At 43.9% G+C, this 21,708-nt stretch carries 18 protein-coding genes; 8 read left to right on the top strand and 10 right to left on the bottom strand.

Features of this window, described 5'->3' with window-relative positions; translation table 11 throughout:
• Window positions 1-1,908 (bottom strand): ATP-binding cassette domain-containing protein, encoded by a 1,908-nt coding sequence (locus tag ACSLUR_RS08780; protein ID WP_448553712.1) that lies wholly within the window; start codon window positions 1,906-1,908, stop codon window positions 1-3.
• A gap of 131 nt (window positions 1,909-2,039) precedes the next feature.
• On the opposite strand from ACSLUR_RS08780, the gene ACSLUR_RS08775 reads away from it, so the two are divergent.
• Complete coding sequence (locus ACSLUR_RS08775; RefSeq protein ID WP_116001935.1) at window positions 2,040-2,234, top strand: YheV family putative zinc ribbon protein; 195 nt, start codon at window positions 2,040-2,042, stop codon at window positions 2,232-2,234.
• Between the two features lie 350 nt (window positions 2,235-2,584).
• On the opposite strand, the gene ACSLUR_RS08770 is transcribed toward ACSLUR_RS08775, so the two are convergent.
• Both ACSLUR_RS08770 and ACSLUR_RS08765 read right to left on the bottom strand, forming a co-directional pair.
• Window positions 2,585-2,848 carry a SlyX family protein gene (locus ACSLUR_RS08770; RefSeq protein ID WP_448553710.1) on the bottom strand — a complete coding sequence of 88 codons (264 nt, stop codon included), beginning with the start codon at window positions 2,846-2,848 and terminating at the stop codon, window positions 2,585-2,587.
• Window positions 2,830-3,822 (bottom strand): WD40 repeat domain-containing protein, encoded by a 993-nt coding sequence (locus ACSLUR_RS08765; RefSeq protein WP_448553708.1) that lies wholly within the window; start codon window positions 3,820-3,822, stop codon window positions 2,830-2,832. Before ACSLUR_RS08765 ends, ACSLUR_RS08770 begins: the two co-directional genes overlap by 19 nt.
• 119 nt (window positions 3,823-3,941) lie before the next feature.
• Between ACSLUR_RS08765 and fkpA the strand changes: the two genes are divergently transcribed.
• On the top strand, window positions 3,942-4,727 hold the full coding sequence (fkpA, locus tag ACSLUR_RS08760) for an FKBP-type peptidyl-prolyl cis-trans isomerase (protein ID WP_116001932.1): 786 nt from the start codon (window positions 3,942-3,944) through the stop codon (window positions 4,725-4,727).
• Window positions 4,728-4,893: 166 nt separating this feature from the next.
• Entirely contained in the window at window positions 4,894-6,126 is a 1,233-nt protein-coding gene (locus ACSLUR_RS08755) for a glycosyltransferase (RefSeq protein ID WP_448553705.1), read from the top strand.
• An 88-nt stretch (window positions 6,127-6,214) separates the two neighbouring features.
• Here ACSLUR_RS08755 and ACSLUR_RS08750 read toward each other — a convergent pair whose 3' ends face one another.
• Both ACSLUR_RS08750 and ACSLUR_RS08745 read right to left on the bottom strand, forming a co-directional pair.
• Window positions 6,215-7,129: a S1/P1 nuclease gene (locus tag ACSLUR_RS08750; RefSeq protein WP_448553703.1), complete on the bottom strand. Its 915-nt coding sequence runs from the start codon at window positions 7,127-7,129 to the stop codon at window positions 6,215-6,217.
• Window positions 7,130-7,349: 220 nt separating this feature from the next.
• Window positions 7,350-7,742 (bottom strand): DUF3718 domain-containing protein, encoded by a 393-nt coding sequence (locus ACSLUR_RS08745; protein WP_448553701.1) that lies wholly within the window; start codon window positions 7,740-7,742, stop codon window positions 7,350-7,352.
• A 342-nt stretch (window positions 7,743-8,084) separates the two neighbouring features.
• Between ACSLUR_RS08745 and ACSLUR_RS08740 the strand changes: the two genes are divergently transcribed.
• Window positions 8,085-8,477: an MmcQ/YjbR family DNA-binding protein gene (locus ACSLUR_RS08740; protein ID WP_448553699.1), complete on the top strand. Its 393-nt coding sequence runs from the start codon at window positions 8,085-8,087 to the stop codon at window positions 8,475-8,477.
• A gap of 72 nt (window positions 8,478-8,549) precedes the next feature.
• Here the strand turns inward: ACSLUR_RS08740 and ACSLUR_RS08735 are convergent, their stop codons facing one another.
• Window positions 8,550-9,473, bottom strand: a complete 924-nt coding sequence (locus ACSLUR_RS08735; protein WP_448553697.1) for a manganese-dependent inorganic pyrophosphatase — start codon at window positions 9,471-9,473, stop codon at window positions 8,550-8,552.
• Window positions 9,474-9,633: 160 nt separating this feature from the next.
• Complete coding sequence (locus ACSLUR_RS08730; RefSeq protein ID WP_448553695.1) at window positions 9,634-10,602, bottom strand: class 1 fructose-bisphosphatase; 969 nt, start codon at window positions 10,600-10,602, stop codon at window positions 9,634-9,636.
• A gap of 244 nt (window positions 10,603-10,846) precedes the next feature.
• On the opposite strand from ACSLUR_RS08730, the gene ACSLUR_RS08725 reads away from it, so the two are divergent.
• From ACSLUR_RS08725 to ACSLUR_RS08715, 3 genes are all read left to right on the top strand, one after another.
• Window positions 10,847-13,291, top strand: coding sequence for a zinc-dependent metalloprotease (locus ACSLUR_RS08725; RefSeq protein ID WP_448553693.1), 2,445 nt, complete (start codon window positions 10,847-10,849; stop codon window positions 13,289-13,291).
• Complete coding sequence (gene speB, locus ACSLUR_RS08720; protein WP_448553691.1) at window positions 13,284-14,144, top strand: agmatinase; 861 nt, start codon at window positions 13,284-13,286, stop codon at window positions 14,142-14,144. Before ACSLUR_RS08725 ends, speB begins: the two co-directional genes overlap by 8 nt.
• Before the next feature lie 119 nt (window positions 14,145-14,263).
• On the top strand, window positions 14,264-15,718 hold the full coding sequence (locus tag ACSLUR_RS08715) for a hypothetical protein (RefSeq protein ID WP_448553689.1): 1,455 nt from the start codon (window positions 14,264-14,266) through the stop codon (window positions 15,716-15,718).
• Window positions 15,719-15,848: 130 nt separating this feature from the next.
• Here ACSLUR_RS08715 and ACSLUR_RS08710 read toward each other — a convergent pair whose 3' ends face one another.
• From ACSLUR_RS08710 to ACSLUR_RS08700, 3 genes are all read right to left on the bottom strand, one after another.
• Window positions 15,849-17,045: a hypothetical protein gene (locus tag ACSLUR_RS08710; protein ID WP_448553687.1), complete on the bottom strand. Its 1,197-nt coding sequence runs from the start codon at window positions 17,043-17,045 to the stop codon at window positions 15,849-15,851.
• 448 nt (window positions 17,046-17,493) lie between these two features.
• Window positions 17,494-18,738, bottom strand: a complete 1,245-nt coding sequence (locus ACSLUR_RS08705; protein WP_448553685.1) for a hypothetical protein — start codon at window positions 18,736-18,738, stop codon at window positions 17,494-17,496.
• A 260-nt stretch (window positions 18,739-18,998) separates the two neighbouring features.
• Window positions 18,999-19,991 carry a DMT family transporter gene (locus ACSLUR_RS08700; protein WP_448553683.1) on the bottom strand — a complete coding sequence of 331 codons (993 nt, stop codon included), beginning with the start codon at window positions 19,989-19,991 and terminating at the stop codon, window positions 18,999-19,001.
• A gap of 231 nt (window positions 19,992-20,222) precedes the next feature.
• On the opposite strand from ACSLUR_RS08700, the gene ACSLUR_RS08695 reads away from it, so the two are divergent.
• Window positions 20,223-21,668: an aminotransferase-like domain-containing protein gene (locus ACSLUR_RS08695; RefSeq protein ID WP_448553680.1), complete on the top strand. Its 1,446-nt coding sequence runs from the start codon at window positions 20,223-20,225 to the stop codon at window positions 21,666-21,668.
• Window positions 21,669-21,708: the final 40 nt, after the last annotated feature.

Below are 21,708 nucleotides of genomic sequence, written 5' to 3'. Positions count from 1 at the left end.
TTATCCGATTGGATTCATGATCGCGTCAATTTTTTCTTCTAAATCAAGCCATTCCATCTCAGCTTCGCTGATTTGCTCGCTCAAGCTCGCTTGCTGTTTAAGCAGGCTAGATAATTTGGCTTTATCGTCTGATTGATAAATTTCACCATCGGCAAGAATGGCCTCAACCTCGTCGAGTTCTGTTTGCCATTTCTCCATTTGTTTGTTGAGTTTATCGACTTGCTTTTTTAGTGGCGCAGCTTGTTTTCGCAACTCAGCTTGTTGCTGGCGTTGCTGTTTTTTATCTACACCTGAATTTTGGGCTTCTTTGGGCTCTGCTGATTGTGCTTTGCTGAGTTTTTTATCGTCATTTAACCATTGCTGGTAATCGTCGATATCTCCGTCAAAGCTAGTGACTTTGCCTTGCCCGACCAATAAAAATTCGTCAACACAGGATTCTAGTAAATAGCGATCATGGGCAATAAGGATTATCGCCCCTTGGAAATCTTGTAGCGCCATCACTAAGGCTTGGCGCATCTCTAAATCTAAATGGTTTGTCGGTTCATCCAACAGCAGAAGTTGTGGTTTTGCCAATACAATCAGTGCGAGTACTAGTCGTGCTTTTTCCCCACCTGACATCGTACTGGCTTGTGCTAATGCTTGATCGCCGCTAAAACCGAAACGCCCTAAATAGTTGCGAGCATCTAACTCCCCAAAATGCGGTGCATCACGCAATATATGTTCAAGCGCTGTCGAGTTGCCATGAAGTTGCTCTAGCTGATGTTGAGAGAAATAGCCAATATTTAAGTCTTGTGCACAAAAACGCTCGCCGCTCAACAAGGCAAGCTCACCGGCTAACGATTTGATTAACGTTGATTTACCCGCGCCATTTCGCCCCAATAACCCCAAACGTGTGCCAGGAACTAGGGTGATATTGGCTTGCGCTAGAATTCGGGTTTCGCCATAACCACAGTCGGTATCGGTAATGGACAGCAGTGGATAAGGCAAATGCTCAGGTTGCTCGAAACTAAAAGTAAACTGACTATCAACATGAGCAGGCGCTAAATCAGGTAGCTTTTGTAATCGCTTCAAACGGCTTTGCGCTTGCTTTGCTTTACTCGCTTTTGCGCGGAAACGGTCAACAAACTTGGTTAAGTGCGCGACTTCGCGTTGCTGTTTTTGGTAAGCGGCATCTTGCTGCGCTAAATGTTCAGCGCGCTGTCGCTCAAACGCGGTGTAGTTGCCAGAGTACAGTTTGGCACTTTGGCGCTCAATATGCAGAATTTGACCGACAACATCATCAAGAAAGTCGCGATCGTGAGAAATTAACACTAGGGTGCCATCAAAGCGTTTTAACCAGCGCTGTAACCAAATAACCGCATCAAGATCTAAGTGGTTGGTTGGCTCATCCAGCAGCAATAAGTCGGCTCGGCTAATCAGCGCTTGCGCTAAATTCAAGCGCATGCGCCAACCACCAGAAAAGCTTTTAACTGGCTGCGAAAGTTCGGCTTGGCTAAAGCCTAACCCATGCAAAAGTTCACCAGCACGTGCTGGCAAGCTGTAGCCATCAATGGTTTCTAATTGGTTTAGCAAGGTGGCTTCTAAGGTGCCGTTTTCTGCTTGTCGCGCCTTTTCAAGCTCTGCTTCAATGGTGCGATATTCGGTGTCGCCATCAATCACATAATCAAGTGCGCTAGAATCAAGCGCTGGTGTTTCTTGTTTTACCGTGGCTATACGCCATTTGGCGGGCATTTTGAGCTCACCTTTATCAGGTGCTAGGCCACCGAGAAAAACAGAAAATAGTGATGATTTACCGCAACCGTTGGCGCCAACTAAGCCAACTTTGTGCTTGGCGTGCACGGTAAAGGTGGCATTGGTAATTAAGGCTTTTGAGCCTCGGTAAACATCTAAGTCTTGGGCAGTGATCAAGTGCGCGTTCCAATTAGTACTACTTTATAAAATTGGCGCTATTGTCGCTTTTACCCCTAGTGGCTTTCAAGTTAAAATGCTGGCTAAGTAAGGTAAGAAGTTTAGTAAGAAGCACAATAAAGAGAACGAATGTGAAAAAACGATTTATTGCGGGCGCAGTTTGCCCGAGCTGTAAGGCGATGGATACCATGGCACTCACCAAAGAAAATGGTATTGAAAAAGTGACCTGTGTGAGCTGTGGTGAGCAAATGACTCAGCCTGAAGCGCATGTTGAGAAGCAAGTGCGCGAGAGCGAGCAAATGATAGGTATATTTAAACCCGAGTAGCGGCCACTAGGGCGTGTTGATCTTTCAGGGTTGTTTTTGCAGCAGTCTGTTTGGGTTTTATACAAGGCGGCACTTGTGCAGTGTAGTCATTCTCCATAAATAAGTGCCAACACAGTAGAAAATTCAAACAGACGCTGCCCTGCGGGTTCACCTAAACGCTTCCTGCTCATTGTTGCTCGCTTTTTACATAGAACGACTATGCGACAAAGCGAGCGCCGCGATCAGAAAGCGTTTAGCATGAACAAAATTCAACCTCGAAAGATCAACACGCCCTAGTATCAGCTAATAAAAAGCCAGCACGATCGCTGGCTTACTAAACACTTATTGTGACAAATCGCTCGCGTGTTCCATTAATAATGTGGCGGCGGTGGCTCATCTTCCGCTTTCATTACATTACTTGGCGCCATGTCTTTTACGCGTTGTGCCACGAGGTGCAAATGCTCTTTCATTTCAGCCAATGTCGCCTGATGAATAGTAATTTCTCGATTTAATTGTTCGATTAAATCTTCCTGAAAAGCGTTTTTTGCTTCCAAGGTTTCAATACGTTGTTCTAACGTACTTATTGCTTGATTTGTATCGCTGGGATTATCAGCGGTTATTGGGGTAGAGGCCATAATTCGGCAAATCCAGACGAGCTTTCGGTAATAAAGTGGTTATTATCGCGAAAAGCGGCGCTGTAAACAACGGCGCCGGCAGGGCGAATGTCTTCACGTGGCGTTACGCGCCAACTGGCGATACGTTGTCCAGTGCCAATATTCCACAGACTGACTTTACGCGTTGGAGCGCCGGTGAGCAGTTGTGTGCCGTCGGGTGAGAATCGCACTGAGCTAAACACCTCTTGGCGATTGGTATATTTTAAGCTGTTAACCAGTTTGCCAGTTTTTAAGTTCCAAATATGCGCATCTTTTTTGCTATCCGCGGTAAAGGCATAACGACCTTGTGGGTCAAGCGCGACTTTAGTGACACGGCTAGGATGGTTAAATTGGTAGATCACTTGCCCTGACTGGGTGTCCCAAACGTAGGCGACAAAATCGTTACCACCAGAGATGGCAACGCGGCCATTGGGCAGCATATCAACAGTATTGATTTTCTCGCTATGACCTAAGAACTCGAGGCGTCGCCCATTTGCCATTGTGACGTGAGCCACTTTGCCGTTGGACTTACCAATAAGTAGATAATTACCGTTGTTAGCAATAGCGATATCGCGAATGCGTGATTCACTGACTTGATAAAAGCCTTCTGATTCACCAGTTTCTGCGTTCCACAGCGAGAAAGCCTCGCTGTTGGCGGTGACCACATGTGAGTTGTTGTCGGCAATATCGATAGCCAGTACTAAGTTATCGGCGTTGTCTTGTTGTTGTGACCAAGTAAATTTCAGCGCATTTTTATCGATATCCCAAACGCTGATGCCATGATGAATTGATGACACAACACTTAATTTTCCATCATTGGAAATATCGGCTGCTCTCGCACCTTCAGCAGCGTGTCGCCAGCGTTCAATTGGTTGTGAATCACTCGGTTGACAAGCGCTTAAAAACCATGGCAAAACGGCAATTTTACAGAGTGAAAACAATCGATTAAGCGACATCAATATTTAATACTTTTTTCTGACCACAATAGCCGTTAGTATAAGTGTTTTTTCACGCGATTGAACAAAAATAATAAAAATCACCGTGGTCTTTGTTATGTTCAACTTTGGAGTATTAAATGAAATTGTTTAAACCGACTTTGGTTGCAATTGCGATGGTGTCTGTATTTGGCTGTCAGGAAGCTAAAAAAGAAGAGCCTGTTGTAGCGCAAGCGCCAGTATTGGAAGCAGAAATTGACAAGCAAGCTTATGGTTTAGGCGCGTCAATTGGTATGTACATGGAGCGTAACCTAGCAGAACATGAGAAGTTAGGTTTAGCGTTAGATAAAGAGCTGATCGTAAAAGGTTTTGTAGAAAGCTTAGAAGGCAAATCACAATTACCACAAGAAGAAATTCAAGCTTTATTAATGTCGCTTGATCAGCAAATGAAAGAAAAGCAGCAAGCGCAAATTGCTAAGCAAGCAGAAGATGCGTTAGCAGAAGGTCAAAAGTACCTTGATGAAAATGCTAAGCGCGAAGGTGTGATGACCACTGAATCTGGTATTCAGTACGAGATCATTACCCCAGCTGAGGGCGAAAAGCCAACCGCAACTGACACTGTAAAAGTACACTACACAGGTACTTTGATTAACGGTGAGAAATTCGATAGCTCAGTAGATCGAGGCCAGCCTGCGGTATTCCCACTAAATCGCGTAATTCGCGGTTGGACTGAAGGCGTTCAGTTAATGTCGGTAGGTGCGAAGTACAAGTTCACCATTCCTTCAGATCTTGCTTACGGCCCTATGGGTAACCCACCACGCATTCCTGGTAACTCAGTATTGAATTTCGAAATTGAATTATTAGAAATTCAAAAACCAGAGCCAGCACCAGAAGTAGGTGAGCAAGCGGAAGCAGCAGCTCAGTAATTTTCTGCCAGTTCTTGTTACTTAAAGCCAGCATCACTTGCTGGCTTTTTTTATAAAAAATTAGGTATATCCGGTTTACTTTGCGATATGAGTAAGCTTTTAAACTGTGGCGATAGACCATGTACCTATCGTAAAATAGCTAGATTCTCCTTTTCCGCTATTTTCTATGAAATCTTTGCTTATTATTGGTTGGGTTTGGCCTGAGCCTAACTCTTCTGCCGCTGGCAGCCGCATGGTTCAGCTTATTCGTTTATTTCAAACGTTGGATTACCAAGTAACTTTTGTTAGCGCGGCAAATAAAAGTGATCATATGATTGACTTGGCAGCGCTCGATGTTGCTACGCAGGAAATCACACTGAATTGCGATAGCTTTGATGCCTTTGTCAGCGAGTTAGCGCCTGATGCAGTGATGTATGACAGATATATGGTGGAAGAGCAATTTGGTTGGCGCGTTGCCAAAAACTGTCCTAATGCATTGCAAATTCTCGACACAGAAGACTTGCAGAGCCTGCGCAACGCTCGTCATCAAGCTTATAAAAAAGATGGCCATCTTGAAAATACGGAGCTAAATACAGAGCTTGCGATTCGCGAAGTCGCGGCCATTTATCGCTGTGATTTAACCATTATGATTTCGCCAGTGGAAATAGCGCTATTGGTTGAGCATTACCAAGTGCCTGCCTCACACCTTTGTTACTTGCCGTTTCTATATGATGAGGAGGCATTAGCAAAACCCAGCTTGCCCTATGCTCAGCGTGATAATTTTATTGCCATAGGAAATTTTCGCCATGCACCTAATTGGGATTCTGTGCTGTGGCTTAAGCAGCAAATTTGGCCGCAAATTCGTAAGGCGTTGCCGCAAGCTGAGCTGCATATTTACGGTGCTTATCCGCCGAAAAAAGCGACTGATTTACATTGTGAAAAATCCGGTTTTCTAGTCAAAGGTTGGGCAGAAGATGCTTTTGAGGTAATGGCGAAAGCTAAAGTGTGCTTGGCACCACTGCGCTTTGGTGCTGGTATTAAAGGCAAGTTAAGCGATGCTATGCTGTGCAGTACACCGTCAGTTACTACCGCAATTGGCGCAGAGGGAATGACTACTGATTTAGCTTGGCCTGGGGTAGTCTCTGATGACGTCAACGAAATAGCACAAGCAGCTATTGTGCTTTATCAAAATGAAGAACAGTGGCAAATTGCCAGTGAACTTGCTGAGCGAAATCGCAAGCTACTGTTTACTAGCCAGCCGTTTGTTGAACAATTTAGCGAGCAGCTAACGTGCATCGTCAATCAGCTAACAATGCATCGCCAAAAGAACTTCATCGGCTTAATGCTAAACCATCACAGCCACAAAAGTACCCAATATATGTCGCAGTGGATAGCGGCTAAAAATCAGCTCACTAGCTAACAGTATGAAAGCTCAACGCTTTTCGAGCAAAGTGTCGCTGAGCTAAATGTCGTTGTAAAAAGTATCGCGGCGCTTAGTATAGTTTGTCTTAGTTGAAGCTTGCGTTGAGCTGGTGGGCAAGTCGAACACTTGCCATCAACATACGAAGGTTAATTTGCTGTGACATGAGATCTAACTCTTTGCTGGTCAGCTTCACTGGCAAATTACGCTCTTGGCAGTTATGGCTTGAGTTAGACTGGCAATACATAGTTGCTGGCGAACGCGCGATGGCAAAAGATTCGTTCGCCCAATCAATCACTGAGGCGTTTTGCCACTTAACCATATCAGCACTTGGTGTTTTTGTAAGTTGCTTAGCCAGTAGGCTGAACATTTGTTGGTATTGCTCTGCTAACTTTTTGTGTTTTGTCTGGCGAGTCAATAAGCACTCATCCCATAACCAATGCATGCTTGAACATTTCACGCCTTGGGCTTCAATTTTCGTTTTATTCCCACCCCAGTCGCTTGCAAAACTGACGTGCAGTGGCTGATGAATATCCCCCAGCCAATGGCCTAAAAACATCAGTGCTTCAGCGCGCTGTTTAACATTTTTACCTTGTGTGACTTGCTTGGCATGATAAGGAATAGCTTGAGTAATGCAGTCTTTTTGGCAAGTGCTGTGGGTTAACTCTTGCTCATCACGGCCAAGGTTAACGTAATGCCACGGCTTATATTTATCGTAATGATCAAGCTTTTTAATGGCGTCAGGCCATGTGCAGGCTTTACCTAAAGTGATAGGGCTATTTTTCTTGGCAAAGTTGTATTGATTAATGCGCTTTCGCTCTGTTTTATTAAGGCTAGCGAGTAAATTGTCAACTTGGCTTTTAGCGTCGGGGGTTAATGCTTGGTAAGCGAGATCGCACACTAGCTGGTGACCAAGTTTGCCAAGTGCGTAAGCGGGTTGAAAAGCTGAGCCAATAAGTAAAATTGCAGCACTGGCTAAATAAACGATTGTTTTTGCAGTCATGAGGTGTTTTGCAGATACGAATAGTTAGCGAGCTATGCTGTCATGGCTACCAGTATGGTGCAATGATTTTTCACCGCGATAATTGGTTTTATTTGAGGTTATTCGAATGGGAGGTGAGAGAATAAGCGACAAGCAGCAAATAGCTACTTGTCTGATTATTCTGTTTGTTGCAATTACTTTTTGAATGGCAATGGCGTGCGATATTTAGCAATATCACAGGCTAGTTAGCCGCAGAGACATAGATGATTTTTGGCTCTTGATTTGTTTTAGCAACGTCGCGAATGGTTACAGATGCATTAACCTTGTTCTTACCAATACTGTATTTGTTCAAAAAGTTGAACGTGTTATCTGCTTGATACTTATAAGCAAACTTGGCGGGTGCTAAGTCGTTACAGCGAATCGTATTGATGTTTACCTTGCGATCATGAATGCCCATTTTACGCAATGTGCTTTTAACACCTTTTACGTCGTTATTACCTGTTCTAACGCATAGGCGGGTTTCATGCGAACCGTCAGTGGCGACAAATTTATATGTCTGTGCGAAGCTAGCTGGCGCATATGAGCCTGCAACAATGGCGCTTACGGCGATACCAGCGAGTAATTTATGTTTCATTGTTCTCTCCTAAACTAATATTGTTAGCCAAGACAATGGCTAAGCATTTGATACCAAGCGCTAGCTAAGTATTCACATTGTTCCGTTTTTAAAACTTGGTGTTCCTTGTTACTGTATTGCTACTGCAATGCGCTAATGAGTAGACAAGGTCATACTGCTGTCACCATAAAAGCAATTCCGTTTTGCTTGACTGTATTTTTAGCAAAAGAGTGTGTGCGACTGATGTCGTAGCTTTGTCGAAATGTAAACGAGTGTAGAAAAGCATGACAAAGATCACTTTTCTAAGCGTGCTGTTTATACTAGCGCTTACAACTAAGTTGTTATTCTAATTAGGATTTAAAGATGAACGAGCAAGAAGTAAGGGCATATTTACTTGCTAAGCCTGAAACAATTAAAGATTTTCCATTTGGCGAAGATGTTGAAGTTTACAAAGTAAAAGGCAAGATGTTCGCCACCTTATCCTTGGGTAAGGGCAACGAAAAAGGCACTGACGGTAAGCTAGAGGGTCATTACTGCATGAACTTAAAATGTGACCCCGAAGAAGCGGTTATGCTGCGTGATATATTTCCTAGCGTGATCCCCGGCTACCATATGAATCGCGCGCTGTGGAATACGGTGATTTTAGATGGCTCTGTACCTGCGGGTGAAATTGAGCGGATGATAGATAATTCGTTTAAGCTAGTGGTCTCAAAAATGACCAAAAAAGACCAAGCGTCGATATTGATTCATTTATAGCAGGGTTTAAATGCAAGGAATAAAAAACCCAGCGTTAACGCTGGGTTTTAAGCATTTAGAGAAGCTTGAAGATTAAGCTAATGAATCTTGTAGTGGCGGTACGACTTGCTTCTTACGGCTCATAATGCCGTCGATCCACACTTTACCGTCAATAGATGCAGCGCCGTAGGCTTTTTCTGTTAAGTCGTCGTTGTTGCTGACAACGAGTACTTCTGAGCCTTCTTTCATAATGTCGGTCAATACCAACAATACGCTGTGGTAGTCACCTTCGGCTTTTAATGCCGCGATATCGACTTGTAAGTCAGCTTTCATGTCGTCAACTAGGCCTAAGTTGATCAGCTCTAACTGACCGATACCTACTTTGTTACCGTGCATGTTGAAGTCTTTAAAGTCACGCATCACTAGGTCACGTACTGGCGTGCCAGCAACCGCTGATTTTACTTCAAACATTTCCATGCCAAGTGCTTTGTAGTCTTCTACACCTGCGATTTCCGCGAGTGCTTCAACACACTTGATATCGGCAGTGGTACAGGTTGGTGATTTGAAGATCACGGTGTCAGATAAGATTGCACACATCATAGCGCCAGCGATGTCTTTTGGAATTTCAACACTGTGGAAATCGTACATCATTTTAATAATGGTATTAGTACAACCTACTGGGCGAATCCAACACTCAAGTGGTGTTGATGTCGTGATATCACCTAGTTTGTGGTGGTCGATAATACCTAAAACTGTGGTGTCGTCGATATCGTCTGGGCCTTGGATGCGATCTGAATGATCAACTACGTAAATGCCGTCAGTATCAGCAAACGTCATTTTTAATTCAGGTTGCTCAAAACCAAACTTGTCTAAGATAAATAAAGTTTCTGGTGATAGCTCGCCTAAACGTGCTGGTTTTACGTCTTCACCAATTTGGTTTTTTAGGTACGATAGGGCGATTGCTGAACAAACTGAATCAGAATCTGGCACCTTGTGTCCGACCGCGTAAGCTGGCATTGATAATTCTCCAAGCGAATAACATTAATTGGCGCGTATTCTAGCAGTTTTTGGTGGATAAAAAAAAGCCGCAGTCTTATTCGAGTAACCTCGAATTTCATGCGGCATTTACCAAGCTATGAATGAGCTTTTATAGCGTTTTAAAACAGTGTATCGCTAACTAGTTATAGTAGCTTAAGCATTTCTCAACTTCGTTTTTAGAACCCATGATCACTTCCACACGTTGGTGAATATCATTTGGCTCAATATCCATTATCGGCCCTTCACTGGTCATCGCTAATCCACCCGCTTGTTCAACTAAATAGCTCATCGGGTTCGCTTCATACATTAAGCGTAACTTGTAAGGCTTTTCTGGATTTTTGTTATCAGCAGGGTAAGTGAAAATACCGCCACGCGTCAGTACACGGTGAATATCGCCAACCATAGCGGCAATCCAGCGCATATTGAAGTTCACACCACGCGGGCCATCACTACCAGCAACTAAATCACTAATATAGTTTTGCATTGGTGCTTGCCAGAAACGTTGGTTCGACATATTAATCGCGAACTCGCGGGTGTCGGCAGGTACTTGTACATTGCGCTCAACCAACAAGTAGCCGCCGTGGGTTCTGTCGAGTACGTAAAAATGTGTGCCTTTACCTGTGGTCATGACCAACATGGTTGATGGGCCATAAAGTACATAACCGGCACAGACTTGTTTGTGGCCAGGCTGCTGGAATTGCTTAGGATCGTCAGCCGCTAGCTCAGGAATGGCTTCGTGGATTGAGAAAATCGTGCCAATCAGCGAGTTAATATCAATATTTGAACTGCCATCGAGTGGGTCAAACGACACTAAGAACTTGCCGTTAGGGTCGCCAGCCACTGAGGTATCTTCTTCCTCTGACGAAATGGCGCGAACAAAGCCCGATTCCAGCAAAATATCTTTAATTAATTCGTTAGAAACCACGTCTAACTTTTTCTGTACTTCACCTTGAATGTTTTCATCCAAAGTCGAACCCATTAAGCCACCTAACTGTGCTTGGCTGACGCGGAATGAAATTTCTTTGGTGGCGGCAAGAATGGTTTTAATTAACGAGATTAAGTCTAAAGGTACGTCGTCTTCGCGTAATGCTGGCGCTAGTCGTTGCATAGGGTTACCTAATTGCTTGTGGTTGATGGCAAGTTATTGTTGGCTGGTCGATTTCTATTTGATCCGCTTTCACCAACTGTATATTTTAGGAAGAGCAAAATTTCTCGGTTGCCAAAAAGCTAGTTAAGTCATGCATTTCGCTATTGGCACGGGTGATCAATTTATTGAAAGTTTTCACTCTAACTTTTAGCCGATTATAACTCAATTTTGTGACCGTTTTTAGTAAAAATAATAAGGAATTAGGATGAAATTAAATCGTCTGTTAACCGTGCTTTTACTTTGCCTAAGCTGGCTTTCCAGCGCGTGGGCAGAGCCTGCTGACTTCGCAGAATTTAGCAAAGACAAGCAATACCAGTCAGGCTACTTTTCGTTTTATCACGATGAAAATAGCGGCAAGGTTTACCTAGAAATTGACAACTTTGAGCAGCCGTTTTTATTTCAAAGCAGTATGCCACACGGCATTGGCTCTAACGATATAGGCTTAGATCGCGGTCAACTTGGTGGTACTCGTTTAGTGCAGTTTGAGCGTGTTGGTGACAAGGTGTTTTTGCGCCAACTTAATACTTACTACCGCGCGAATAGCGATAATGAGCTTGAGCGCCAAGCCATTGATGAAGCCTTTGCCAGCTCAATTATTTGGGGCTTTAAAGTGGCTAAAGCGAGCAAAAATGGCAAAGTTGTGGTGGATTACACGCCGTTTCTACTTTCCGATATTCACGGTGTCGGTGAACGTTTAAAACAGCGCAAACAAGGTAGCTTTAAAGTAGATGCTACGCGCAGTGGCTTGTACGCGAAGCGCACCAAAGCTTTTCCTAAAAATACCGAATTTGAAGCAACTATCACATTTAAAGGTTCGGGCGCAGGAACTTACTTAAAATCAGTGACGCCAGAAAACTCAGCGGTAACCGTTAACTTCCATCATTCTTTAATTGAACTGCCAGACGATAACTACCAACAACGTGCATTCCACCCTTACAGCGGCTACTGGGCAATTAGCCATGCCGACTACGCCACTAAAATTGATGAACCACTGATTCAACGTGTTATTCCGCGTCATCGTTTAGCAAAGCAAAATCCTGAGGCAGCTGTTTCACCGGCAGTCGAACCGATTGTTTATTACCTAGATGCTGGTGTACCAGAGCCAGTAAAAAGTGCCTTGTTAGACGGTGCGCGATGGTGGAATCAAGCGTTTGAAGCGATTGGCTACCAAGATGCGTTTCAGGTGAAAATGTTACCAGCAGATGCTGATCCTATGGATGTGCGTTACAACGTGATCCAGTGGGTACATCGTGCGACACGCGGTTGGAGCTATGGCGCGTCGGTTATTGACCCGCGTACAGGTGAAATTATCAAAGGTCATGTTACCTTAGGCTCATTGCGTGTTCGCCAAGACTACTTGATTGCCCTTGGTTTAACTTCACCATTCGATATGAACGAAGAGAGTGGCGAACAAACGGATACCAGCAAGCAGCAGGAAATGGCATTAGCACGTATTCGCCAGTTATCCGCTCACGAAGTCGGTCATACATTAGGTATTGCCCATAACTTCGCCGCAAGTGTTAATAATCGCGCCTCGGTGATGGATTACCCACACCCATACATCACACTTAATAACGGTGAAATTGATTTATCCAACGCGTACGACACAGATATAGGCGCGTGGGACAAATACGTGATCGCCTATGGCTACAGTGATATTGCCCCTGAACTTGAAGATGAAGCACTTGCGGGTTTGATTGCTCAGGCGAAAAGCCAAGGCTTGCAATATATGTCGGATCCCGATGCTAGACCAAAATCTGGCGGTCATGCGACAGGGCATTTATGGGATAACGGCAAAAACGCCGCTACTGAGTTGACGCGTGTATTAGCGGTGCGTGAAAAAGCATTGCAAGATTTTGGTATTAACTCAATTGCCAATGGTACGCCGCTGTCGGAAATCGAGCAGGTATTAGTGCCAATCTATAACTTCCATCGCTATCAAGTGGAAGCGGCAGTAAAACTAGTGGCTGGCGTTGATTACAGCTACGAAGTTAAAGGTCAAGGTGAAGTGGTTGGCGTTTCAGCCGTGGCCGGTGATAGCCAATACCAAGCGCTAGATGCCTTACTGGCGACCTTAACACCGAAAACGCTCACTCTTAGTGATGAATTAATCGGTTTAATTCCACCGAAAGCCTACGGCTATCAGCGTAATCGTGAAAGTTTTAAAGCCAATACTGGGCTAACTTTTGATCCGGTCAGCGCCGCAGAAGCGGCAGCGAAACATACGGTTGGGCTGTTGTTAAATGCCGAGCGTTTAGCGCGATTACAACAGCAATCGCTAATGGGCAAAGATATTCCATCAGTGGAAAAACTGTTAGATATGCTGCTAGAAAGCACCATTAAACAAAACAGTGAAAAGGGCCTAGGCTTGCTTGTTCAGCAGCGCGTTAACCAACAAGTAGTTGAGCACTTACTTACCCTGTGGCATAGCGATAAAGTGGTGACGGAAGTTAGAGCAGAGCTTTATATCGCGCTAAAAGATTTAGGTGACTGGTTAGATGACAACCGTAAATCACGTAAACACCAAGGTATGAAAGCGCAGTTTACTTTATTGGCTGAGCAAATCGACTTTAGCTTAGCGCAAGGCAAGCGCGTCACTCCGGCATCAAGCATTGTGCTGCCGCCGGGCTCACCGATTGGTCATGAATAAGCTGATGCAAGCTGAGAGCTTGTTAAGCGAGTTTCATTCGCTAGCATTGCTGGGTGTTCCGTTTGACGATAATTCATCGTTTGAACGAGGCCCAGCCAAAGCGCCAGCCGTGATCAAAAACGTGCTGGCGCATGGCTCGCTTAACAAGGGCACTGAGCTTGGGGTCAATCTTGCCGATAACCCCCAGTGGCAAATTGCGGACGATGTAAGTTTTTCAGCAGACAAGTCGATGCCATATGGGTTTAATCACGATATCGAGCAGGCAGCATTAGCACAGCTTGCTGTAGGCAATTTATGCTTGTCGCTCGGTGGCGATCACAGTGTTTCCTATCCGCTGTTAAAAGCCTACGCTCAGTATTTTCCTGCGCTGACCATACTGCATATTGATGCCCATTCAGATTTATACGACAGCTTTAAAGGCAATCCGTATTCGAATGCTTGCCCGTTTGCACGGGTAATGGAGGACGGGCTATGTCAGCGTTTGGTACAGGTAGGTATTCGCACGTTAAATGCTCACCAGATTGCACAAGCACAAAAGTTTTCGGTAGAAATGTATGAAATGCGCCACTGGCCGCTGGCTAAGCCATTGTCATTTGAAACACCTGTATATCTATCGCTAGATATTGATGGTATTGACCCAGCTTTTGCACCGGGCGTATCGCACCGAGAACCGGGCGGCTTAACGACACGTGAAGTGATTAACCTTATCCATCAAATTGATGCGCCACTTGTCGGCGCTGATGTCGTGGAATTTAATCCTAATCGCGATATCGACGGCATTACAGCGCAAGTTGCGGCAAAGCTGACAAAAGAGCTGGCCGGTAAGATTATTCAATCGAGCTTAAATCGGTAACTGAGCATGTGGGGTTTCGCATTAATAATAAAATTTAATTAACACTTTCACTTTTTTACCTTAGTTAGCAGTCAAGGATTTGAAAAACTAATTTCACTGAATTTAAAAGGGAATTTATTTTGAGAATAATCACATTCATACTGCTTGCGCTGCTTTACCTAGGAGTGACTTCAAGTGCATACGCGAGTGAAGCAAAGGCATTTATTGAGCTACTGCAAAAGCACTACCAGCAAACTTCATCAATTAACGCATTTTCACTAACTCACAGCTACTTTGGGCGCAGTGACCCATACCAGTCATGGGACTATCAAGCGCCTAGCCGCTACAAAGCGTTTAAAGTCACAGATATTGATATGGAAAAGCAGCACTACTATCAAAATGTTGTGCACCACCTTACTGGTGGCTTGTATTTAGATGAAGTGCACTTTCAAAATGATAGCGAGAGTTTGCGTTATGAACGCAATGGTATCCCCTTGGGTAAAAGTGCTATCGCGCAGCGCATGAATAGTTTCTCACGCTATAAAAACTTAACTTTAATGAATCTCGATTTCTTGGCGGTTAGGCCTTTGCTTCAAGCAATTAGTGTTAGTCAGGATATTAGTGAGACCATCGACATTCAGTCAGACAAAGCAGCTGGAAAAGTGACCTTAGTGCATCGACAGGCTGAGGGTGCTCAAGGTAATGAAATAGAGTATGTGTTTAATCTCACGCCACTGCGTTTGGAATCCATCAATAACAAAGCGAGAAAGCGCATTTTTCTCTATGGCGATTACCGAACAAGCAATGGCTACCACTTCGCACATTCATTGATTAAGCATTACAACGGCGATGCGATTCCCAGCTTTATTACCCGAATTGAGAAGTTTGAGGTGATTGAGCAGATAACACCTGGGAAGCTCACACTGCCCAATGGTTATCGCATCGAACCTGATGAGCAAGATTTAACTTTAGCTGCTTCCACAATTGCCGAAAATCTTTACCTAGTTACCGACGCTTCACAAAAACACAATACGTTATTCAAGGTAAACGGCAGTGAAATTATGGTGTTTGGCGCACCAAGAAGTAGTCGCCTGTCTGAATCCGTTTTGAAAACTATCAAGCAACAATTCCCGAGCAAGCAAATTGGTGGTGTTTATGTCACTCACCCCTACCGTGAACATATCGCAGGGCTTCTACCTTTTGTTGAACAAGGGGCGAAAATATATGCTGATGAGTATACGATTGCGGCAATAAAAGCCTATCCGCGCTTTACGGATAAGATTGACAGCTTTTCTTTTGAACCTATCAGCCATGAGCAGGTGATCAATGGTGTGCAATTTTATGTGCTTGAGAGCGCTCGTTCAAAACGCCAAAGCTTTGCCTACTTTGCAGAAAGCGGAACGATTTATCAGTCAGATTTTCTTGAAATCGCTCGCGATAATACCATTGCCAATATCCTACCGAGCTACAGCAAACAATTTATTGATTTCGTGCGAGACTCGAAGCTCAAGGTTACGCGCATTGTAGCGCAAAACCGGAATAGAAATATTTCACTGGCGGTTATGAATAAGGCTTATCAAGCGAATACACTGTAAAGCAATGGTGTTTTTATGCTGAGCTTTCTATCTATTCCCTTTTAATAAAACCTTTCAATAAACAGTGAACATAGTTAGTCGACTATGTTCACGGGATAAAGCTCAGGCTTATCATTAATTAGGGCAAAGTCTACATCATGGCGTTATAGGTTTTATTCATCACTTCGACTGAAATATTGTTGTTTTTGTAGTTGCCGACAATTCGTTTTAGTTTCAGTTGTTTGCTACGGACAAAATCAATAAAGGTTCTGGTGTAATTTGGTATCACTTTCGGGATGGTGTTATCAAATGCGATATTAAGAAAGTCTGCTTGGAAGATAATTTCACTTTCTTTGAAGTGCACAAAGCTTTGTCGTTTAGCGTGCATACTTTCGAGAATATAAAAACTAGCACCATCAATAACTTGTTCATGCTCAATCGTACGGAATTTGAATGAATCGATATTGTCTGCAAAGCCTGGAAAGGCTTTGATAGCCGCAATGGTATAGTTATCTGCCAATATCTCGATACCTTGCTCCGCATAAACATTAAGGCCAGCGATATCAGATTTCTGAGGATGAGTAACGTGGATGGCATTAATTGTTTTTTCGGGGAATTGCTCACGAATAAGTGCAATGATTTTCTTTGCTTGTGCTGGCGAGCCACTTGCGCCAAAGACCATGATTTTATCGCCATTGACTTTAAATAAGCTGTTGCGCCATGCAGAAGAGTCACTTACCAGAAACAGATTTTTAGCTATTTCGGTAGCCGCTAGCACCCCGTCACCCCATTGAACTTCAGGGCCATATCCTGCAGGAAGTTTGAGTTTGGAAGCATCGACTTGTTCGATGATATCGAATCTATCATTAAAACTGATATAGGCAGGCACGGTATCGCCGTTGTAGAACTTGTTTACCGAGCGTGCGAAGGTTAGACCTCTGGTTGTTTGGTAATCATCGTAGACGTAGATCGCTTGCCTTGATTTATTGTTTAGTTTTAGCAGCTGTAAAGGCGCGTTACTAAATTGATAGTCAATAATGCTGTTGTCCGAAATTGCATGGGTGAGGGTAGTTGTATTTGATTGATTATCATGAGCAAGGGTAACTTTACCGCTAACATCAGTTTCATCTAGTAACGGCCTTACAGCCAGAAAGTCGATATTCATTGCCATAAAACTCATAAAGCGATCAAAATTCCCCATACCTCTGTTTAAATACCGCTTGCCTAAAAAGTTACCGTTTTTTTCGTAGTAATAACTTTCGGTATCGTTTTGGTACTGCGCTCTATCAAGTATTTGACCGCCGGGAGAATACAGAATGTCATTGTCGTAAAAGTGCTTTTTCGCCATATCCACTTCGACCATCCTGACCGACAAAACACGATTCGGTGCTAGATGGTCCCAATAATCATAAGATCGATACTGTTTGTTTAAGAAATGGTAGCTAAATGAAAAAGCGTTAATTGATCTGGTGGGTTGATAGTGGGCTCTCAGTTTTTCAACGAAATCTCCCGTTTCGCCTGCCCATGCGCTTGTAGTTAGTAATGAAAAAGACACTATAGCGACATTTATTGCGAATGTTATGTGACGTGTCTTCTTAAATAATTTCAACATAACGATTTTTACCTTCTTCCTTGTATCAATAATCTAACTGGCTGAATAATAAGCTATAAAATATTGAGGAAGTGTGCTGCTGATAAACGATGACAAGTCAGTATTCTGCGTCTAGTTGCAGTTTTTGTGTTCTTCACTTTTTAGAGAAAGAAGGTGAGTGTCATGCCCACTCACCCATTTCGTTTTATTCCGCAGCGTGATTGTTAAGCGTTTGCTGATACTTGCTGAGTTTTTCTTGATAGGTGCGCTGCCAATAAGGCACTAGATCTTTAGCGTGCTCGACCGCAAGTTTTTGTTTTGCCACTGCCTGTTTATAGTCTTTCAATTGAAAGTAGCTGGCGGCTAGTGCTTCGTGGGCAAAAGCGGATTCAGGATATTGCTTAACGGCTTTTTGCAAAATTGCGATGGCACTTTCAGGCTCATTGGCCAGCTTAGACTTCGCGAGTGCTTTTAATGAGTTAAGCGCTGAGACTTCAAAGCCGTATTTTTCGTTGGATAAAAACTGATAGTGGGCAAGAATGGCATCAGCGCCTTGTTTGGCGATAGCAGAATCAGGTGTTAATGCTTGATGCACATCGTTAAATATTTCTTCAATGGCATAGCTAGTTGCTAGCACGGGCTGGGTCATATAGTAGTTGCCGTCAAAGCGTCGAACGCTGACTTCGGTATGCTCAGGTGCTAGCATTTTCATCTGCGCGGTGACTTGTTCAAAAGCCGCAAGGTGTGACTTGTCGTAGCTGCTATCACTCATCGAAAGTGATACGTAGCGAGGTTTGTTGGATAACTTACTAAACTGTGTCGCTACTTTTTCTGCCAGCTTAAGCGGGTGATTTTTGAGTGTCGGGCTGGCAAGAATATAAGCATTAAATAAATCAGGTTTATCCAGTAGCAAGCCTAAGCCAACAGCGGCATTACCGGTAAAACCGCTGAATATTTTAAAGCCATTAAGTCGGTAGTTTTTGACGATATTGGGCAGTAAATCTTGAGTAAAGTAATCTAATAATTTGGTGCTTTTTCCTTCCACATACTCAGCATAAACAGCGGCAAAGGCTTCGTTGTAATTTTTTGGCGTTACAATAATGGTTTCCAGCCAAGGCCAAGCACCGTTATGACTCATCCAGTCGTGCATGCCTGCGTGCATTGGCTGGCTGCGCGGGTGAATATCAAATAACAGTACATAACGCTTGTCAGATTTAGTTTGATAACTGGCGGGTAGGGTAACGTTGTAAATAACAGGGGCGTCGACTAACTCAGAAGAAATGGTCAGCTCTTCAATTGGGTTTAAGGCGCTGATCTCTGTTGCGCGAACAGACAGTGATAAAAGCGAAATAGTACCCAATATCGCACAAAGTATCGCCAGCATTAGGTAACTACTAAACTTAACCATTTTATGTGAGATGACAGGAAATGCTTTGTTGACAGTATGCATTACGTTCTTCCTTGTTTTTGTTGTTATTTTTAAGTCGAGCTTAAAGTATAAAGTTTTACGAGTATCAACTTACGACTAGTTTCGTATATTGATAGCACAGCGAAAAGCATTGTGCAAAATTTAAACTGAATCGGGCTTGGTGGTTCAGAACGAATAAGGAAAGAAAAACGGCATGGCAGGAAGGAGTGCCATGCCGGCGGCAACAAAAATAGATTGAACTAGTCGTTTTGTGTTGCCAAAACTGGTGTTAATGAAAGTGATTAGTTAGCGGTTACTTCGTCTGTGTCGATGTTGTTTGGTTTTTCTGCGCCATGTTTTATGGTGCCATGCTTTTCGCTGCTAGCCTTGTCATTACTAACTATCATTTTATCGCGCTTTAACGCCCGTGGTTTTGAGAGCATGACAAAGTTACCCACCATAATGGCGATAAAGCCAAATACCGTGTATTGATCCCAGACAAACCCTTCAACCACAGTTGAAATAGCCACGGCGACCGCAGGAAACAGAATATTGGCATACGAAGTTTTATGCGGGCCAATACGCGTCATCAACGACAAGTAGCAGCCAAAGGCGATCACAGAGCCAAAAATGGATAAAAATAACAGTGAGCCGATATAGGGTGCAGACCACTCAAAGGTAAACGACTTACCCTGTGCCAGTGCTAACACACTCATAAAAATAGTGCCGTACAGCATGCCCCACGCATTAGATTGAACCACTGGCATTTTATGGTTTTGATTGCGAATCGAAATCATATTGCCGGTTGATGCCGATGCGGTGCCAATTAGGCACAGCACTAGGCCGTATAACGTCATATCGGTAAAACTCAAGATATTCACTTGTGGCCAGAACAAAATCACAATGCCGATCAATCCTAGAGCACCGCCGATAACCACTTGTGAATTCACGGGGGTTTTATACCAAATACGGGCATTAATAATGTTGAACAGCAGCAAGGTTGAAAAGGCTATACAGGTTAGCGCTGAGTTAATGTGTTGCTGTGCTTGATAGAGAAAAAAGTAGTTGCAGCCAAATAACGCCATGCCAAAAAGTGCTAACCACATATGCTGCTTAGCATTCATTGCCAGCGGCAACTTTCGCAGCCAACAATAGATAAACAAAACAGTCGCGGCTAAACCAAAACGATATGCGACCGAGGCTTCAGGCGCGACTTCGCCTAATTGGTAATTAATGGCTATCCAAGTGCTGCCCCAAATCAGCACGGTTAGGATGTAAAGCATGGTGTTGTTCATCGAATGTCCTATCACAATTGGGTGTTGAATATTATTTCTTAAATACGCGACTGACTGTTATTCACTCCACTGACCTTATTTTAGATGTGCTGCCAGAAACAGTGTCGAAAACAATGCCTAAAAAAGTGTTTAAAGGTAATGTCTAAAGTAAATTGCTTGATAGACAGTGTAGCGAGTGTTTGTTTTAATAACATATACAGAAAAATGAAAATGTAACCTATACAGTTTGCGATGAAATTACTTAACCGTCAGTCGTCTGATTTTCTCTATCAGCAAATTATTGAGTTTATTGATGATCAACAGCAGCAGGGCTTATTGCGTGCAGGTGACAAGCTGCCAAGTTTACGCAAGCTGAGTAAGCAGCTCGAAATTAGCGTACCTACGGTTAAGCAAGCGTATTTAGAGTTAGAAAAACAGGGGCGGGTTTGTGCTCGCCCGCAGTCGGGCTATTACTTGCAAGCCGAGCAAGTCCGTACCTTGCAACCGACCCGCAGTAAATGGATGGGCAGTAAGCCTGTGGAAGTCAATTGTCGTAGCTTAATTGAGCAAGTGCATGATGCCGTTCATTTACCCAATACGGTAGCGCTAGGCATTTCAAATCCCGTGAATACTCATCCACCAGATAAAGCACTAGCGAGGTTAATGCGCTCAGTGCTCAGCAAAGTGGCAGAAAAAGCGGTGAGTTATGGGCCGGTGAATGGCGACCCTAAATTGCGAATGCAGTTGGCATTTCGTTATCAAGAATTGGGGGCTGCGGTCAATTATCAGGATATGCTGATCACCAATGGCTGTCAGGAAGCCTTGTCGATCGCACTGCAATGTGTTGCTGAAAAAGGTGATGTGATTGCCATTGAATCGCCCTGTTTCTTTGGCTTAATCGAACTGATTGAAAGCTTAGGGATGAAAGCGCTGGAAGTGTACACCTGCACAGAAGATGGCTTGTGCCTCGACGAGCTGGAAAAAACGCTCAATCAATACCCGGTAAAAGCTTGCCTATTTTCAACGGCGATCAATAACCCCTTGGGTTCACTGATGCCTGATAGTCGCCGCCAGCAAATGGTCGAGCTATTAGAGCGCTACGATGTGCCGTTAATTGAAGATGATACCTATGGTGATTTGCATTTTGATGGCGAGCGGCCAAAGCCAGCCCAGCTTTATTCTGAAAAAGGGTTGGTGCTGACTTGCTCTTCGTTTTCGAAAACGGCAGCACCAGGCTACCGAATTGGTTGGTTAATTCCGGGACGTTTTGAAGAACAAGCGAAACGGATCAAGCGCGCTCAATCCTGTTCAACCCCAATGTTGCAGCAGTGGACACTAACCGAATATCTGCTGTCGGGTGAATATGATCGCCATTTGACCGTGCTGCGCAAAAAGCTGATCTACAATTGTGAGCGTATGCGGGCGTTAATCGCCGAGTATTTTCCCTGCGAAGTATGTATTGCTAAGCCGCAAGGAGGCAGTGTGCTTTGGGTGCGATGTCGTTCACATGTGAATACTGGTGACTTTTTTCATGAAGCGATTGCTCAAGGGGTAAGTTTTGCACCGGGTGGGATTTTTTCGCCGTCGGGTAAATATCAGCACTATATGCGCATTAGCTTTGGCGTGCAGTGGCACCAAGATATCGAGCAAGCCATTAAAACCTTGGGGCAATTAGTTGCTCAACATCAGCACCATTAAGCCCATAAGCTTTAAATCAAAAAAATAAATTTGAGAGCAC

It is taken from the genome of Thalassotalea montiporae, from assembly GCF_053485855.1.
This window is presented reverse-complemented; position numbering and strand designations above follow the sequence as displayed.